We start from the raw sequence: 16,880 nt of genomic DNA on the forward strand, positions 1-16,880 counted from the left end.
GATGTCTGATTTGCCCAAGGGCGTGGAGATAAGAGGTCAAAGCATCCGGATCTGGTTCATGTATAAAGGTAAGCGTTGTCGCGAAGTACTCAAGGGGTGGCTTATCACCCCTGCAAACATCAAAAAAGCGGGTCAGCTGCGCATGCTGGTCGTTAGCGAGATCAACCTCGGTCAGTTCAATTACCGCTCGCGTTTTCCTGACTCGAAGCAGGCGCAGACCGTTCAAAATACGCTCATCATTAACACGTTCGGCGAGCTCGCTGATACCTGGCTAAAAAATCGTGAAATTGAGCTCTGTGCAAACACCCTGCGCAAAACTGGCTCGCAGATATCAACGCTTAAATCAGTCATAGGGAAGAGCACAGTCATCAGGGAGATTAGCTATAACGATGTGCTTCGCTACCGGAGTGAGCTACTGCATGGCTCAACCCTGTATCCTCTGGACAGGCGCTCAAATAAAATTGGCCGAACTGTGCGTACGGTCGATAATTACATCTCTTTGCTTTGCTCTCTACTGCGCTTTGCCTATAAATCTGGATTCACTGAGAGCAAGGCATTTGAAGGCGTCAAGAAGCTACAGAAGAGCAACCCCAAACCGGATCCTCTGATGCGAGAGGAGTTTGCCAGGCTAATGTCAGCTCTGAGCGGCCAGAGCCATAATATGTGGAAGTTCGCTGTGTATTCCGGGCTCAGGCATGGTGAGATCGCTGCGCTTGCATGGGAAGATATCGATCTCGAGGCGGGTACGGTTAACGTCTCCAGGAACCTGAACACCCTGGGAATGTTTGGGCCACCCAAGACGCAGGCAGGCATCCGGACACTGCAGCTGCTAACGCCAGCGCTGGATGCTCTGAAAGAACAAAAGAAGCTGACAACCGGGTTTCCTGAAACAGAGATCGTTTTCTATCATCGTGAATACGGCCTGACTGAGAAGCAGCAACTTCGTTTCGTTTTTATGCCCCGGCCAGCAAAGGGAAAGCAGAAGCCTTATTATTCATTGTCCAGTATCGGGTCAAGATGGAACGCCAGTGTAAAACGTGCTGGCATTCGTCGCCGTAATCCGTACCATACACGCCACACATTTGCATGTTGGCTTTTGTCCGCAGGCGCAAACCCGTCTTTTATAGCCAATCAGATGGGGCACGAAAACGCGCAGATGGTTTACGAGATATACGCGTCCTGGATTGAAGATCTGAACACTGAGCAGGTGGCCATGCTTAACGATAAGCTCGCGTTTTAATTCGTTTTGTCCCGTCTATGCCCCATTGAAGATTTGAGTGATTAATAAATGTCGCAAAATCAAGAAGTTAACAAGAAAGAGCAGTACAACTTAAACAAATTGCAGAAACGCCTGCGTCGTAACGTGGGCGAAGCCATTGCTGACTTCAATATGATTGAGGAGGGCGATCGCATCATGGTGTGCCTCTCCGGCGGTAAGGACAGCTACACCATGCTGGAGATCCTGCGTAACCTGCAGCAGAGCGCGCCGGTTAACTTCTCGCTGGTAGCGGTAAACCTTGACCAGAAGCAGCCGGGCTTTCCGGAGCATATTCTGCCTGCCTATCTCGAGCAGTTAGGCGTTGAGTATAAGATTGTCGAAGAGAATACCTACGGCATCGTGAAAGAGAAGATCCCCGAGGGGAAAACCACCTGCTCACTCTGCTCACGCCTGCGTCGCGGCATTCTCTACCGCACCGCAACGGAGCTGGGCGCGACCAAAATCGCCCTTGGCCACCATCGTGACGACATCTTGCAGACCCTGTTCCTGAATATGTTCTACGGCGGAAAAATGAAAGGCATGCCGCCGAAGCTGATGAGCGATGACGGCAAGCATATTGTCATCCGTCCCCTGGCCTACTGCCGGGAGAAAGACATCGAGCGTTTTGCCCAGGCTAAAGGCTACCCGATCATCCCTTGCAACCTGTGCGGCTCCCAGCCAAACCTTCAGCGCCAGGTGATTGCCGACATGCTCCGCGACTGGGACAAGCGCTACCCGGGCCGCATCGAAACCATGTTCAGCGCCATGCAGAACGTGGTGCCGTCGCACCTGAACGATATCTCGCTGTTTGACTTTAAAGGCATTACCCACGGTTCGGAAGTGGTAGACGGCGGCGATCTGGCGTTCGATCGTGAACCTATTCCGTTGCAGCCCGCGGGCTGGCAGCCGGAAGAGGACGAGACGCCGCTGGATGCCCTGCGCCTCAACGTAGTGGAAGTGAAATAACGCACTGGCTCTCCGGTGGACGATCCCCGGAGAGCCCTATTCCTGCCCTTCTCTGCCCTACTTCAGCAGCATTACCCGGCAGCTCTTGCCTTTGATCTTACCGCTCTGTAACTGCTTCCACGCCTGGCGAGCAACGCTCTGCCGCACTGCAACGTAGACATGCGCCGGATGCACGGTGATCTTGCCGATATCCGCCCCGTTTAATCCCATATCTCCGGTCATCGCACCCAGCACGTCGCCCGGACGCATCTTGGCTTTTTTACCGCCGTCGATGACCAGCGTGGCCATCTCCGCTTCCAACGGCACGATCTTGACGTTGGCGGGCGCGTTCAGCCAGTTCAGCTTGATCTGGAGCATCTCAGCAAGGATATTGGCGCGCTGCGCCTCTTCCGGGGCACAGAAGCTGATAGCCAGGCCGCTGTTACCAGCGCGAGCGGTACGTCCAATGCGGTGCACGTGCACTTCCGGATCCCATGCCAGCTCGTAGTTCACTACTAGCTCAAGGGCTTTAATGTCCAGGCCACGGGCGGCAACGTCGGTTGCAACCAGCACGCGGGCGCTACCGTTAGCAAAGCGTACCAGGGTCCGGTCGCGATCGCGCTGCTCAAGATCGCCATGCAGGGCCAGCGCCTCCTGGCCTGCGTCGTTCAGCGCGTCACAGACTTCCTGACAGTCCTTTTTGGTATTGCAGAAGACCACGCAGGAGGCAGGCAGGTGCTGGCTGAGCAGCTTCTGCAGCAGGCCGATTTTGCCCTGGCGCGAAACCTCAAAGAACTGCTGCTCAACGGCAGGCAGCGCATCAACGGTGTCGATCTCAATAGTCTGCGGCGAACGCTGTACGCGGCCGCTGATCGCCGCGATGGCTTCAGGCCAGGTAGCAGAGAAGAGTAGCGTCTGGCGTGATGCAGGCGCGAAGCGGATCACCTCGTCAATGGCGTCGCTGAAGCCCATATCCAGCATCCGGTCCGCTTCATCCATCACCAGCGTTTGCAGAGCGTCGAGGTTGACGGTGCCCTTCTGCAGGTGATCCAGCAGGCGACCCGGCGTGGCAACAATAATATGCGGCGCGTGCTGCAACGAGTCGCGCTGCGCGCCAAAGGGTTGGCCGCCGCAGAGGGTCAGAATTTTGATATTTGGCATATAGCGCGCCAGTCGACGCATCTCGTTCGCTACCTGATCGGCCAGCTCACGGGTAGGACAAAGGATCAGAGACTGAGTCTGAAAGCGGCTGGCATCGATGTGCTGCAGCAGGCCCAGGCCAAACGCCGCCGTTTTACCGCTGCCGGTTTTTGCCTGCACGCGCACATCCTGACCGGCAAGGATCGCGGGCAGCGCCGCAGCCTGCACGGGCGTCATGGTGTGGTAACCCAGCTCGTTAAGATTATCGAGCTGGGCTGTGGGCAGGGTGTTCAGTGTTGAAAAAGCGGTCACAATATTTTCTCGCGGTAAAAGGCTACGTCAGCAGGCGCGTATCCTCTCAGATCTGCCTCTTTAACGCGACATTTTAATCGGCTCCTCGTTCGGCGGCGGATCGGGCAACGGCTGTGGCCGGGGAATAGGCTCAGGAACCGGGACCGGATCGGTCGGCACGGGATCGGCGGGCAGAGAGTCAGTGGGATTCAATAAGGTAAGGCTGGACATATTTTACCTCCGGGTGATGGCATCGCTCTCTTTAAGGGTAGAAGCTGATGCACAAGAGGCAAAAAAAAGCCGACTATTATAAGTCGGCGTCGTACGAATCAATTGTGCTATGCAGTAATTCAAAAAAGGAAGTAAGACAATATGGAGCGCAACGCCCATCGCTTGACGTTGCATTCACCTGCGAGATAGATATTGCCCTGATTGGCCTTTTTGTTTATTGATTTCGCGCAAATAAAACGGCGTTTCCATGTTCATATTTTGTTAAAAATGTGAAATTTTACAGCCATTTACTGCGATGCAGCCACCACGTGACTCCACCGATCAGCACCACCAGCATCAGGCAGAACAGCGGAAAGCCCATATGCCACTCACCGCCGGGGATCCCGCCCAGGTTCACGCCAAACAGGCCAGTTAAGAACGTACTGGGTAAAAAGACCATCGCCATCAGTGACATGGTATAGCTTCTGCGCGTCAGCGACTCCTGCATGACCTGGGTGATCTCATCGGTCATAACAGCGGTACGGGCAATACAGGCATCAATTTCATCAAGGCCGCGACCCAGCCTGTCGGCGATATCCTGCATCCGGCGACGCTGATCGTCATTCATCCACGGAAAACGCTCGCTGGCCAGCCGGGCATAGACGTCACGCTGGGGAGCCATATAGCGGCGCATCACAATCAGCTGCTTGCGCAGCAGGGCGAGAAAACCGCGGGGCGGGATCTGCTGGTCGAGCAGATTATCTTCCAGGTCAATAATCTTATCGTGCAGCTCTTCGATAAATTCGCTGGCGTGATCGGTTAGCGCATCGCAGACGTCCACCAGCCAGCCGCCGCAGTCCACCGGCCCGGTTCCCTCCTCCAGATCCTTGACCACGTCGTCCAGCGCCAGCACTTTCCGCTGGCGGGTAGAGACAATCAGCCGCTCATCCATATAGAGACGCATGGCGACCAGTTGATCGGGACGCTCGTCGGTGCTGCCGTTGATGCAGCGCAGCGTGATTAGCGTTCCCTCGCCCATACGGGTAACGCGCGGGCGCAGGCTTTCGCCAGCCAGCGCATCGCGGATGTTATTAGGCAGCAGCGGCGTAGATGCCAGCCATTGGGCGCTCTCCGGCTGGGTATAGTTGAGATGCAACCAGCAAGGATGGTCACCGTCAATAACGTCATCATCGCCCAGCGGCTTTACGCCCCCTTTGCCGTCCAGCAGCCATGCATAAACCGCATCCGGCACGTTAACGTCCGATCCCTTAATCGCCTCCACGGCTCCTCCACATTTAGCATGCTAATAGTGACAGTCTAGCTGGGCGGCGTCAGTAAGTAATCTGAAAATTAGCCATTACACTGAATTTGCAGGGGAAAAGGTGAATTTCCCGCAGGCGCAGAACCCGCCAGGCGGAAGTTACGCGTTCTGCCTTGCAGTTCAATCACCTGACGCTTAAGCACGTCGGAGGATCCAGCCAGCTCGTCAACCATCGTGGCGTTGCTTTGCGTGACGCGTTCCAGCTCGGAGAGTGCCTGGGTGATCTGTGCGATACCCTTCTCCTGCTGTAGCGTCGCCACGGAAACCTCATCCATTAGCTTACTCAATAGTCCGGAGCCGGAGACGATCTCAAGCATGTTCTTCTCCGCCTCATCAACGATGGTGACGCCCTGGGAGACGTTCTGCGCAGTAACGTCAATCAGTGATTTGATGCTTTTTGCCGCTTCAGCGCTGCGGTGAGCAAGATGGCGTACCTCACCGGCTACCACCGAGAAGCCTTTACCGTGCTCCCCTGCCCGCGCTGCCTCTACCGCCGCATTGAGCGCCAGAATATTTGTCTGGAAGGCTATGCCATCAATCAGAGAGATAATTTCCGTCATCTGGCGCGCGCAGTCGGTAATGGATTGCATATTGGCCGCCACCTGCGTCATCAGCTCGCCCCCCTGACGTGCGCAGCGGGTCGCCTCATCTGCCTGCTGGCTGGCAAGCTGGGTATTACCCGCGTTATTTTTGGTGCTGGCAGCCATCTGCTCCATGCTGGACGCCGTCTGGATAAGCGCCGCAGACTGCTCCTCGGTTTTCACCGACAGTTCGGTACTGCGAGCAGCGAGCTGTTCGGAGAGATCCATCGCAGATTGGGAGGAGGCACGGATTTCACGCACCAGGGTGGAGATGTTGCTGGCAAGATTGTTAATACCGGGGATCAGGCGCCCCGCACAGTTGTTGCCAAACTCAGGGATTGTCACAGACAGGTTTCCCGCCGTGACCTCATCGATACTTTTTTTCACCGTATTAATAGGTGAGACAAGATAGGTTGTAAGATATAGCCACATAAAAGAAAGGGTTAAAACGGATACCGCGCAAATTAGCAGCATCAGGGTATTATTTTTTGTGAGAGCTATCACTAATATATTCATTAGCCCTAATGAAGCAAACAAGTATATCATTATGAACGTGCGCACACTCATATTTCGGAACATAAAAAGCACCCTAGTACATCAGCAGGAGATAACAGCTTTATATCATCGGAAATACGCTTTTTCACCTCTATTCTTAACCTATAATGTGTTTGCTGTTAAGTGATATCAATTTGTACCAAGGTGGAATTTTGTACCACTCACTACTGTAAAAGCAGGATTATATGTTAGATGCCCGCTCGATTTGCTCTATTTTTCAGCAAAATATATCATACAGAGCAACCCTAAGATTCCTTAATAATAAGAAGCAATCACAAACCTAAAATAGAGTGTAGCCTTGCTTAAATTAGTAGTCGGAGGGATATAGGAACGGTGCCAACGTCAAAGAATCAACCCCAGGCAGATTAAATATGACACCCCTTTGAAAAATAACTTTTTAATATTTCATTTATCAGCAATATGGTGTTGCGCGATGGGGTTTATTTTGGAAACCCTGCCGGAAATGCCCTACTACCTGAAAGCTATTTGGAACTGCGCCTGACGTTTTGCATTGGTTTAATGCTATGTCAGGCGCGCTACCTGGCCTATTCCGGCTTGATGTTCTGATTCATCCGGAAGAGGTTTGTCGGATCGTACTTATTCTTCAACTCTACCAGTCGATCCCACGTTGCACCGTAAGCAAAGGCAATGCGGTCGGTCTCATCTTGAGTAAGGAAGTTGATATAGGCTCCGCGGCTGGCAAAGGGTTGTGATTTTGCGAAAAAGTCGCGCGCCCAGGCGATGCAGCGCTCATCCTCGGCGGCGGTCTCCCAGCGACCATGCACGTTCATTACGTAGTTGGCATCCCGGTTCGAGTAGGCCATGGCGTCGGGCGCTACGCTGGCCGTCTGGCCGCCAATTGTCCCAATAAATATTTCACAATGCGGTGACGGCAATTTTGCTGCGGACTCGACGATCGCATCGATAACGCCCTCGTTGAGCTGCGAGAAATTGTGTGACTTCCAGTAGTTACGAGCTCCTTTTACCAGCAGCTGATCGAATGCCTGCTGCCAGGCAACGTAGGGCTGTACACCGATGTGCTCGCCGAGCACGGTGCCAAACTCACGCAGCGGCGCGATCAGCTTCTCACCCTCTTTGGGGTCGCCCGCATAGCATAGCGCGAGCGCAACCATCTCTTTCCCATGCACCTCCTCGGGCAGGAAAGGTAGCGGAGGCGCCGCGCGCGTGACCATCCAGACATTTAGCTCATCCGGCATCGTCTCAGTGAATCGGGCGAACTGCGAGATAACGCTTTTTGCCTGCTCAAACGGAAAGACGATGAGTCCGCTCAGCACGTTCGGTCCAACAGGATGAAGCTGGAATTCGAAGCGAGTTACCACGCCAAAGTTGCCACCCCCACCCCGTAGCCCCCAAAAGAGTTCCGCATTTTCAGCTTCGCTGGCATGCAGCTGACGGCCATCTGCCGTAACAACCTCGACGGAGAGCAGATTGTCTATCGTCATCCCGTACTTCCGGCTTAGCCAACCGAAACCGCCGCCGAGCGTCAGGCCAGCGACACCCGTCGTCGAATTGATACCCAGGGGTGTGGCCAGGCCATGAGCCTGTGCTGCTTCATCAAAATCGTTAAGCGTGCAGCCTGGCTCGACGCTGGCCCTATGAGTATTCAGATCTATAAGCACTTCCTTCATTAACGAGAGATCGATCATCAGCCCGTCGTCGCATACCGCATTACCGGCGATATTATGTCCTCCCCCTCGGATTGAGATAAGGAGATGGTTTGTACGTCCAAATTCGATAGCCTGGACGACATCCTCAGCCGACACGCAGCGGGCAATCAGGGCGGGTTTGCGGTCGATCATGGCATTCCAGATCTGGCGTACGTCGTCGTAACCGGCATCGTCAGGAAGGATCACTTTCCCATGAAAGTGGGTTTTGAACTCGTCGATATTGTTCTTTGGTAACTCGTTCATGATTGTCTCCTAGATGTGTGTATCCCTACTAATTATGGTGGTTCCCTGGCAGGTTCTGCTGGTTTACAGGTGACTTGTTGAGAAGTTTGTTAACCCGGTCATAATCAGGTTTGGCACTGGGCCACGCCTCTGTCCAGGGTTGCGCCTCTGGGTCAGGAAGGTGGAGAGGGGTTGGCTCAGACGTCAGCGACGCCGCCAGGCAAGACTGAACACTCTCTTTATTTACGAGGATGAACACATACAAGCCCGGTGGCGCTGCGCTTACCGGGCCTACACGCTAATTATTTTCCGGTCACTATCAGCGGCTTTTTTCATACACCGTCATGGTGAATTCAATCGCGTCGCGGGTGTTATTTTTATAGGCATGGGGCCGGTCGGTGCTGGCCACCGCCGAGCACCCTTCGTTAATAACATAATCACGTCCATCAACCTGAAGCGTGAGCTGGCCCCGGTTGACAAACAGCAGCTCGCAGGTGTCGGCAGGATGGCCCGATGAGGCAAACGCTTCGCCGGGTTGCATCACCCACTGCCACAGCTCCAGCATATCCGGCCCGCGTGTACCCGCCAGCAGCTTCGCGCTTCCGCCCTTATCTCCCTGCCACAGCACGGGAATATCACTCCGGTCGATAAGATGTACCGTCGGTTCACTGGCAACGTTCACGATGTCGGCAACGGAGACGTTCATTGCCGCTGCAATTTTGCACAGCAACGCAATGCTGGGATTAGCCTTACAGCCTTCAATATCCACCAGCATCCCCTTGCTGACGCCGGCCAGGCGCGAAAGCTCGTCGAGCGACAGCTTTTTTTGGCTGCGGTAGAGCTTGATGCGCTGGGAAACCGCTTGATTGATGGTGCTAACGTCGGCACCGCTTGTGGTCGCTATATTGACTTTTTTGGTCATCGGTCGATATCATGGAATAAATCAGTCATTAAAGGATTATGCGATGTCCATACCGTTACCGTCAATCAGCCCGGAGCTGGCACGTATCGCTCCCGGCTTTCGTGCGTTAAGTATCTATGTGAAAGCCGCGCCGCTGGGTGATATTCAGCTTGGGGAGCGAGCGTTGAAAGAGGCCTGTCAGGCCGTGCTTGACGGTCAACCCGCGTGGGCAGAAAGTCATCTGAACGCCTGGAGTGAGGTGTTCAAAGCCTTTGGTGCCAAGCCCAAACGTACACCCTGCTCTGCTGAAGCGCTGCGTAAGCGGGTGCTGCGGGACGGCACCATGGCGGCGCTGGATCCGGTTGTCGATCTCTATAATGCAGTTAGCCTGCGCTATGCTGTGCCGGTGGGCGGAGAAAATTTCGCTGCCTACAGCGGCCTGCCGAGGTTGGTCATTGCCGACGGTACGGAAACGTTCGATACTTTCAAGGAGGGCTTGCCCACCGCCGAGTCGCCGGAGCCGGGGGAAGTTATCTGGCGTGACGATATCGGCGTAACCTGTCGCCGTTGGAACTGGCGTCAGGGCGTTCGCACCCGTCTAAGCGCATCCGATCGAGAGATGTGGTTTATTCTGGAAAGCCTGCCGGAGATGCCCCTTGATGCGCTGCACGCCGCAGGCAACATGCTCACCGACGGCCTTACGCAGATGATGCCCGGCCTGGAATTTAACACTACGCTGGTTGAAGGCTGATCGATGCCTGGTGACATACAACGTGTGCTCATCATAGGCAATAGCGGATCGGGGAAAAGCTGGTTGGCTATGCGACTGGCAGAAAAGATCGCACTGCCTGTCACGGATTTAGACACACTTAACTGGGAACCAGGCGGTTACGGTAAGGCTCGAGCAAAAGAAGCTGTTTTGCAGGACGCGCTGGCGATCGCGCGTGAATCGCGCTGGATTATAGAGGGCGTCTATGGCTGGATTGCCGAGAGCGTTGTTGCCTACGCTACGCATATTATCTGGCTAACCCCTGCCCCCACCGAATGCGTAGATAATATCAAGGCCCGGGGAATACGAAACAGCGGCTCCGCGACCGATTTTGCGGCGCTTCTGGACTGGGCGGCCGCGTATGAGACGCGAACGGGATCGAGCAGCTATCAGGGACATCTGGCGGTGTTTGCAAAAGCCAGTCCGGCAAAACAGATTAGCCTTTCCAGCCGTGATGAGATGAGCCAATTCCTGAGCCTGTGTTAGGAGCCGCCTATTGTTCCGACTCTCATGATAAGGAAAAACCAATGTTGATAGCGCAGGTTTCAGATATTCACGCCTCACCTGAAAATGATTGCTTGTCTCGATTTGACCGTGTGCTTGCATGGCTGGCGCAGTTGCAACCGGATGTTTTGGTACTATCCGGTGATTTAACGGATAACCACTGGCTTGAAGGATATAAACAGATAGCGGCGCGTTTAGATCAGCAGAGTTACCCCTCCTTGATACTGCCGGGAAACTCAGACGATCGACATCTGATACGTTCGGTATGGGGTGAGAGTCCGTGGACAAATGATGCATCCACGGAAGCTTTGCACTTCATTCATGACGCTGGCAGCCTGCGGTTGATCGGTTTGGATTCTACGGTGGATAATCAGGACTATGGTAATGTGACTGACCACCTCGCATGGCTGGATAAACAATTTAGCGACGCCGAAAACTCTCCATCGCTGCTGTTTATGCATCATCACGTATTCGCTTCCGGCATACCGACCCTGGATGAAACCCTGTGCAAAGGTTTGGGCAAGCTGGAAGCGCTTATTCGAGATACCCCAAACAGGCTGCTCGCCCTGTCTTCTGGCCACGTGCACAGGCCGGTAGCAGGCACGTTTGCAGGCATTCCAGCTTATATCTGTGGCTCCGTCTGCCCGGCCAATCCAGTATGGTTTGGAACGGAAAACGTCCCCCCGGTAGGTGATCCACCTGCGTTAATGATTCACCGCTACGTCAGCAACGCACTTTCTAGCCATCATGTGTGTGTTTAATATGATTATGCTTCTTACGAGCTTTGGCGTAAGCCACTTGCCAGTTGCGTAAACACGTCAATAATTTTCGGCAGCGCCCTCTCCGGCTCGTTGCTGGCCGCGATCCAGATCGCCGCGTTCATCGCAGCGCTGTTTAACATATGCGCTGCGGCATCGGCATCTACGGCCTTAAGCACGCCGTCCTCAAGCATTTTTTTAACCGTCTGGCGGGTGGCGTCAAGGCAGCTAATCTGCCCAGGCCACTGGGCAGGATCGCCCAGAAACGCCGGGCCATCAAGCAGCACGATGCGCCGCACCTCTGGATCCAGCGCCATCTTGATGTAGGCAACGCCCTCGGCCAACAACCTTTCCCAGTCGTTGCTGGCATGAGAGGCATCAGCCCTGGCACGTTCTGCCATCTCACCATCAATCTGAGCTACCACGGCGGCAAGCAGCCCCTTTTTATCGCCAAAATTGTGATAGAGCGCGCCACGTGTTAGCCCAACGCTGGCGGTTAACTCATCCATTGAAGCAGCGGCAAACCCCTTTTCAGCAAAGGATTTCCGCGCTGCCGCGATCAGTTTTTCGCGGTTCTCTTCCATCGTTTCGCTGCGTCGCTTGGCAACCATACCCTCTCCATATCTATTTGACATACGCGGCGTATGTGTGCTTAATTTCACATACGCCGCGTATATTAAACCATATATCCGTGCTGCGCTTTACGTTTTTTTCACCCTGAACAAAAGTAAAGGATACCCTATGATTCAGCGCGAACCGATTTTCCCCGCCAGCCGCCATGCGCTCTATGAAGAGCACGGCTACTCTGCCGCGATCCGTTCCGGCGATTTGCTGTTTGTCTCTGGCCAGGTGGGAAGCCGCGCCGATGGCACGCCGGAGCCGGATTTTGCTGCTCAGGTGCAGCTGGCATTTGATAACCTGAAGGCCACGCTGGCGGCTGCGGGCTGCACCTTTGACGATCTTATCGATGTCACCACCTTCCATACTGACCCACAAAATCAGTTTCCCACGATCATGCAGGTCAAACAGGCTATTTTCCCACAACCTCCCTATCCAAACTGGACAGCCGTTGGCGTTACCTGGCTCGCAGGATTTGATTTCGAAATCAAGGTAATTGCCCGCATCCCTGGCCGTTCGTAGCTTGTCACGTAAACGAGGAGAAACGCTTATGTCATTCGATCCTATCCTGTTAATGGGCGGTTCCGGCGCTATTGGTCACCAGACCGCTCGGGCAATACAGGCCATTTATCCTGATGTTCCTCTGCTCATAGGGGGACGCGATCTTAGCAAGGCTCAGCGCGCAGCGGCAGAAATGGGTCATGCGCAAGGTGTTGTAATCGACACGGCCTCTGACGATCTGGGCCTGGGTGAGCAAAACGTCAGCGCGGTGGTCGTTCTCTATAAGGATCACACCCTTGCCAGCCTCCGCTTCGCCCAGAAACGCGGCGTACCGCATCTGAGTATCTCGTCGGGAATATTCGAGATAGCCCCGGAAATCGCCAGCTTTATGCATGCCCCAACGGCCTCGGCGATCGTGCTTGGCTACGAGTGGCTGGTAGGCGCAACCACGGTGCCTGCGCTCCATCTGGCGAAATCATTCAGCCAGGTAGAGGAGATCCGCATTGGTGCTTTGGTTGATGAAGAGGATACCGGCGGTCCGGCGGTGGCCGCAGATTTCGAACATCTGAATCACCTTCTGCCTGCGGCACTCACGCTCCGGGAGGGTATCTGGCTCTGGCGCGAGGGCGATGATGCCAAAACCGTTTTCTCCGCGCTGGACGGCACTGAAATTCATGCCGCCGGCTTCTCCTCAATCGACGTGACGGGTCTGGCCGCCGCGACCGGCGCGCGCAGCGTTCAGTTCGACTTGGGTCAGGGGGTCAGCTCAAGCCGACGTAAAGGCGGCGCATTATCAACGGAGATCCTGCTGGATATTTCTGGTTTGGATCACGCTGGGCAGGCCCTTCACACCCGACACGCGGTCGTGCATCCGGGCGGCGCGGCACCGCTGACGGGAATGGGGATAGCCTTGCTCCTTGAGCGGCTTATCGGCCTGGATGGCATGCCGCCAGTCGCGTCTGGCCTCTATTTCCCGTGGCAGATCCTGGATGCATCGCGCTATCTGGCACGCCTGGCGCAGGAAGGCGGAGAAGTTCTGGAACTGCCTTCGTCATAAAAATCCCGTTTGGAACACCCACCGGCGAGCTAACCCTTCGCCCGCCGGTCTCCTCTTCTGCTGGTGTTACTCCTGGTGGTTTTCGTCCAATACCTTTTTAATGGCGTCGGCACCACACTGGTCGTCAGACTCTGCGCCCCCGGTTCCCGCCATGCCAACGGCACCAATGACCTGACCGCGATACTTAACCGGTACGCCGCCGCCCAGCAGCAGTAATTCATTAACGGTATTAAGGTTAACGGAGTCCGGGGAGGATTGCGCCTTAACAGCGAGCTGTTTAGTCGGTGTTTTCGTCGACAATGCCGTGAAAGCCTTTCGCCACGCAGCCTGCGTATTATGCGGCCCCACGTTATCATCCCTCATCAGCGCAACCAGGTTTCCGCCACGATCCACGACGGCCGCTACCCCCTGACGGTTCATACCATGACAGACAGACAGTGCCTCTGTAACCAGCTTGCTGCCAAGCTCCTGCGTCATGTCATAGACCGCCGCTGGCTGGGCTGAGAGCGCCACGCCCGGAGCAGCAAGCAGCATGGCGAGGGACAGGGCAGCGATAGGCTTTTTCATCTTTAATTCTCCTGAGTTAATCACCCTGCTGTTATACCCGTCCGGTTGTCCTGACTACCTGACAGGAGGATGACAATATTGTCATCTGGGGCGCAAACAGATATCGCCCCTACCGATACTTCGCGCAGAAAGAGAGGTATGTCCTAACATGATTAAGTAGGCCATCACACATAACCGAGAGGAAAATATGAAAGTTCATCATCTTAACTGCGGGTGTATGTGTCCGGTAGGCGGCGCACTATTTGATGGTTTTAGTAAAGGCGTGTTTGCCCATTTGGTATGCCACTGTCTGCTTATTGAAACTGACCGGGACGGATTAGTGCTGGTTGATACAGGGTTTGGCCGGGACGATGTCCGTCAGCCGGAAAAACGGCTGTCAGGCTTTTTCCGGGTAATGAATAATATTCAAAGACGGGAAATGCTGACGGCCCGCTCGCGTATAGAAGCGCTGGGATTCAGGGCAGATGATGTCCGGCATATCATCCTTACGCATCTTGATTTTGACCATGCGGGTGGGCTGACGGATTTTCCTCACGCACGGATACACCTGCTGCAAACAGAGATCGATACCGCACAGCAGCGGCACAGCTGGCTGGCACGCGAGCGCTATCGGCCCGGCCAGTGGGGCGGGATATCTGGCTGGACAGGCTACAAACCGCAGGGGGAAACATGGTACGGTTTCGAGGCGGTTACGGCCCTGCAAGGGTTGCCCCCGGAGATCCTGCTCGTCCCCCTGGCAGGCCATACCACCGGGCATGCAGGTATTGCCGTAAGCCAGCCAAACGGGTGGCTACTGCATGGGGGTGACGCCTGGTTCTACCGCGGCGAAATGGACCTGCAAAAACCGCACTGTACGCCCGGCCTGCGTTTTTATCAGTGGATGATGGCGATGGATAACGGCACGAGACACCGTACGCAACAGCAGTTACGGGAGCTGTTTGGTCGCTATAAGCAAGAGATTACCTTCTTTTGCAGCCATGATGCCATAGAGTTAGAGGCCTTTGATTTTAATAGTGAAAATGGTTAACGCTGCCTGATTGTTTGCCTGCAGGCAGGCGCTTTTAGGGCCAGATTATGTATAGGGTCGTTCCATGACAAAGCATTTATTGCGCCTGGATCCCATTCAGGAACAGATCGACCAGATGGGCAATGCGCGTTGTTGAGGCATTCTCCTGTTCAGCTGCCAGGGAAACGGCGATGACGATGTAAACAATATCGTCAAAAGTGATATCGCTCCGGAAGGAACCGGCCTCTTGCCCGCGGATCAGCAGTCTGCGCCCCTCCTCAGTTACCGCCATACAGCCCGGCGTACCGCTCTGGAGAACCGTGCCAAGGGATGACGCCAGCCCCCGCCAGATTTGTGTGTTCCGCACCAGTCCTTCCAAAAAAGCGCACATCGTGCTGAACGGATCGCGCGCGTCATCTCCTGCGCGGCTCACTTGTGCAAAATTAAGAAGACGTACATTCCAGGCAGCCGCCAGCAGTACCTCGCGGGAGGGAAAGCGCCGATAGAGCGTGCCAATGCCAACCCCTGCACGTCGGGCCACCTCTTCCAGCGACGCGCCTGCGCCTTGCTCAAGAAATACCGTTTCGGCGGCAGCAACAATGCGCTCGCGGTTGCGCTGTGCATCGGCACGTAATCCCGTTTCGTTATCCATTTTGTGCCCTCGTGGTTGTACGCTAAGCGGAGGCTACTACCCTTTATTAAGTGGAACAATCCTCCACTTAATGAAAAGGTGATGAAATGAGCCAAAAATTTGCCAATAAAGTCGTGGTAATTACCGGGGGCAGCGACGGGATCGGTCTGGCGACAGCAAAACGCTTTGCCGCAGAGGGTGCGCAGGTGTACGTGACGGCGCGACGTCAGGAGCCGCTGGATATCGCAGTGAAGGAGATTGGTCACGGGGCGGTTGGCATACAGGGAGACGTCGCCGATCCTGCCAGCCTCGATCGACTTTATGAGCGCATCGCACACGAGCGTGGCCGGATCGATGTCGTTTTCGCCAATGCCGGTATCTCTGAATCTGCAGCGCTTGATGAGATAGACGACGCCCACGTTGACCGGGTGTTCAGCGTCAATGTCAAAGGTACGCTCTATACGGTGCAGAAAGCGCTTCCGCTAATGACTACCGGCGGTACGGTGATCCTTGCCGGTTCGGTGGCGGGCAGCAAGGGCATCGGCAGCCTGTCGGTATACAGCGCGACAAAAGCCGCCATCCGCTCATTTGCCCGCACCTGGACCACCGATCTGAAAGCGCGGGGCATCCGGGTGAACGTGGTTTCGCCGGGAATGATCCTTACTCCGGCGATGCAGAGCTACTTGCAAGCCAATGACGGCATGGAAGAGGTTTTCCAAAATATGGCACCGTTCGGCCGGCTGGGTGAGGTAGATGAAGTCGCCAGCGCCGTACTGTTCCTGGCTTCTGACGAGAGCCGATTCGTTGCAGGGGATGAGCTATTCGTGGATGGCGGCGTAATGGCGGTCTGAAGCGCCGCCGTAAGACAAGGATTGTCTTACCTGCTCGTCAACTTTACGGCGGCTCTCTTCATTGGCCGGGTTAAAAACCAACATCGCGAGATCGGGCCGCCCTTCTACCATAAACGTTGAAAACTCCAGCTCTATCTTCCTCGCCTGCGGGTGATTAATTCGCTTCACACCCTCCCCATGGCTGGCGACATCGTTACTGCGCCACAGCGCATCAAATTCATGGCTCTGACGGGAAAGCTCGCCAATCAGGCTGGCCGTTTCCGCCGATTCACCCGCTCGCGCTACGTCAGAGCGAAACGCCTCCACCACCCGTTGCAGGCGCGGCGTGATATCCGTAGAGAGCGTGAAATAGGTCTCTGGCGGATGGCCAAACGCCAGAATGAACAGATGTTCGCGTTCAGGCCCCGTCAAGCGTAGCCCGCTGGCGATGCGGTTGAGTACCTCTTGACTAACGCTCAACAACTTCCCAACCCAGGATATTGCATCCTGGCTTGAGGAGTTTATTT

The 16,880-nt window shown here is 55.0% G+C and carries 18 protein-coding genes and 1 pseudogene; 9 read left to right on the forward strand and 10 right to left on the reverse strand.

Annotated elements, in window-relative coordinates; translation table 11 throughout:
• The first annotated feature begins 1 nt into the window (after position 1).
• A complete protein-coding gene (locus NR795_RS07495) occupies positions 2–1,240 on the forward strand; it encodes a site-specific integrase (protein WP_257757783.1) in 1,239 nt (412 codons plus the stop codon).
• A gap of 48 nt (positions 1,241–1,288) precedes the next feature.
• Positions 1,289–2,224, forward strand: a complete 936-nt coding sequence (gene ttcA / locus NR795_RS07500) for a tRNA 2-thiocytidine(32) synthetase TtcA (protein ID WP_144815012.1) — start codon at positions 1,289–1,291, stop codon at positions 2,222–2,224.
• A gap of 57 nt (positions 2,225–2,281) precedes the next feature.
• Here ttcA and dbpA read toward each other — a convergent pair whose 3' ends face one another.
• The 6 genes from dbpA to NR795_RS07530 all read right to left on the reverse strand — a co-directional run bounded on the left by dbpA (position 2,282) and on the right by NR795_RS07530 (position 9,133).
• Positions 2,282–3,655 carry an ATP-dependent RNA helicase DbpA gene (gene dbpA, locus NR795_RS07505; protein WP_144815010.1) on the reverse strand — a complete coding sequence of 458 codons (1,374 nt, stop codon included), beginning with the start codon at positions 3,653–3,655 and terminating at the stop codon, positions 2,282–2,284.
• A 60-nt stretch (positions 3,656–3,715) separates the two neighbouring features.
• A complete protein-coding gene (locus NR795_RS07510) occupies positions 3,716–3,865 on the reverse strand; it encodes a hypothetical protein (protein WP_186370524.1) in 150 nt (49 codons plus the stop codon).
• A gap of 277 nt (positions 3,866–4,142) precedes the next feature.
• Complete coding sequence (gene zntB / locus NR795_RS07515) at positions 4,143–5,126, reverse strand: zinc transporter ZntB (protein ID WP_144815005.1); 984 nt, start codon at positions 5,124–5,126, stop codon at positions 4,143–4,145.
• 68 nt (positions 5,127–5,194) lie between these two features.
• A complete protein-coding gene (locus NR795_RS07520; protein ID WP_257757784.1) occupies positions 5,195–6,325 on the reverse strand; it encodes a methyl-accepting chemotaxis protein in 1,131 nt (376 codons plus the stop codon).
• 521 nt (positions 6,326–6,846) lie between these two features.
• Positions 6,847–8,232: an FAD-binding oxidoreductase gene (locus tag NR795_RS07525; RefSeq protein WP_257757785.1), complete on the reverse strand. Its 1,386-nt coding sequence runs from the start codon at positions 8,230–8,232 to the stop codon at positions 6,847–6,849.
• A gap of 298 nt (positions 8,233–8,530) precedes the next feature.
• Entirely contained in the window at positions 8,531–9,133 is a 603-nt protein-coding gene (locus NR795_RS07530) for a helix-turn-helix domain-containing protein (protein ID WP_257757786.1), read from the reverse strand.
• Positions 9,134–9,176: 43 nt separating this feature from the next.
• Between NR795_RS07530 and NR795_RS07535 the strand changes: the two genes are divergently transcribed.
• From NR795_RS07535 to NR795_RS07545, 3 genes are all read left to right on the forward strand, one after another.
• Positions 9,177–9,863: a B3/4 domain-containing protein gene (locus NR795_RS07535; RefSeq protein WP_257757787.1), complete on the forward strand. Its 687-nt coding sequence runs from the start codon at positions 9,177–9,179 to the stop codon at positions 9,861–9,863.
• Between the two features lie 168 nt (positions 9,864–10,031).
• Positions 10,032–10,367 (forward strand): hypothetical protein, encoded by a 336-nt coding sequence (locus tag NR795_RS07540; protein WP_257757788.1) that lies wholly within the window; start codon positions 10,032–10,034, stop codon positions 10,365–10,367.
• 41 nt (positions 10,368–10,408) lie between these two features.
• Positions 10,409–11,146: a metallophosphoesterase gene (locus tag NR795_RS07545; protein ID WP_257757789.1), complete on the forward strand. Its 738-nt coding sequence runs from the start codon at positions 10,409–10,411 to the stop codon at positions 11,144–11,146.
• A 14-nt stretch (positions 11,147–11,160) separates the two neighbouring features.
• On the opposite strand, the gene NR795_RS07550 is transcribed toward NR795_RS07545, so the two are convergent.
• Positions 11,161–11,754 carry a TetR/AcrR family transcriptional regulator gene (locus tag NR795_RS07550; protein ID WP_257757790.1) on the reverse strand — a complete coding sequence of 198 codons (594 nt, stop codon included), beginning with the start codon at positions 11,752–11,754 and terminating at the stop codon, positions 11,161–11,163.
• A 130-nt stretch (positions 11,755–11,884) separates the two neighbouring features.
• Between NR795_RS07550 and NR795_RS07555 the strand changes: the two genes are divergently transcribed.
• A complete protein-coding gene (locus NR795_RS07555) occupies positions 11,885–12,283 on the forward strand; it encodes a RidA family protein (RefSeq protein ID WP_144814984.1) in 399 nt (132 codons plus the stop codon).
• Positions 12,284–12,311: 28 nt separating this feature from the next.
• A complete protein-coding gene (locus tag NR795_RS07560) occupies positions 12,312–13,319 on the forward strand; it encodes an NAD(P)-dependent oxidoreductase (RefSeq protein WP_257757791.1) in 1,008 nt (335 codons plus the stop codon).
• A 66-nt stretch (positions 13,320–13,385) separates the two neighbouring features.
• Here the strand turns inward: NR795_RS07560 and NR795_RS07565 are convergent, their stop codons facing one another.
• Positions 13,386–13,886 (reverse strand): heme-binding protein, encoded by a 501-nt coding sequence (locus NR795_RS07565; RefSeq protein ID WP_257757792.1) that lies wholly within the window; start codon positions 13,884–13,886, stop codon positions 13,386–13,388.
• A 187-nt stretch (positions 13,887–14,073) separates the two neighbouring features.
• Here NR795_RS07565 and NR795_RS07570 point away from each other — a divergent pair, with 187 nt between their 5' ends.
• The gene (locus NR795_RS07570; RefSeq protein WP_257757793.1) at positions 14,074–14,913 is read left to right on the forward strand and encodes an MBL fold metallo-hydrolase; all 840 of its coding nucleotides are present in this window, start codon (positions 14,074–14,076) and stop codon (positions 14,911–14,913) included.
• Positions 14,914–14,989: 76 nt separating this feature from the next.
• Here the strand turns inward: NR795_RS07570 and NR795_RS07575 are convergent, their stop codons facing one another.
• Positions 14,990–15,544, reverse strand: a complete 555-nt coding sequence (locus tag NR795_RS07575) for a TetR/AcrR family transcriptional regulator (protein WP_257757795.1) — start codon at positions 15,542–15,544, stop codon at positions 14,990–14,992.
• Positions 15,545–15,630: 86 nt separating this feature from the next.
• Between NR795_RS07575 and NR795_RS07580 the strand changes: the two genes are divergently transcribed.
• Complete coding sequence (locus NR795_RS07580; protein ID WP_144814970.1) at positions 15,631–16,374, forward strand: SDR family NAD(P)-dependent oxidoreductase; 744 nt, start codon at positions 15,631–15,633, stop codon at positions 16,372–16,374.
• On the opposite strand, the pseudogene NR795_RS07585 reads toward NR795_RS07580, so the two are convergent.
• Positions 16,342–16,824, reverse strand: a pseudogene (locus NR795_RS07585) (hypothetical protein); the annotation flags it as partial. The gene NR795_RS07580 and the pseudogene NR795_RS07585 sit on opposite strands and share 33 nt — an antisense overlap.
• Positions 16,825–16,880 lie beyond the last annotated feature (56 nt).

Source organism: Pseudescherichia sp. L3 (assembly GCF_024656065.1).
Taxonomy (GTDB): Bacteria; Pseudomonadota; Gammaproteobacteria; order Enterobacterales; family Enterobacteriaceae; genus Pseudescherichia.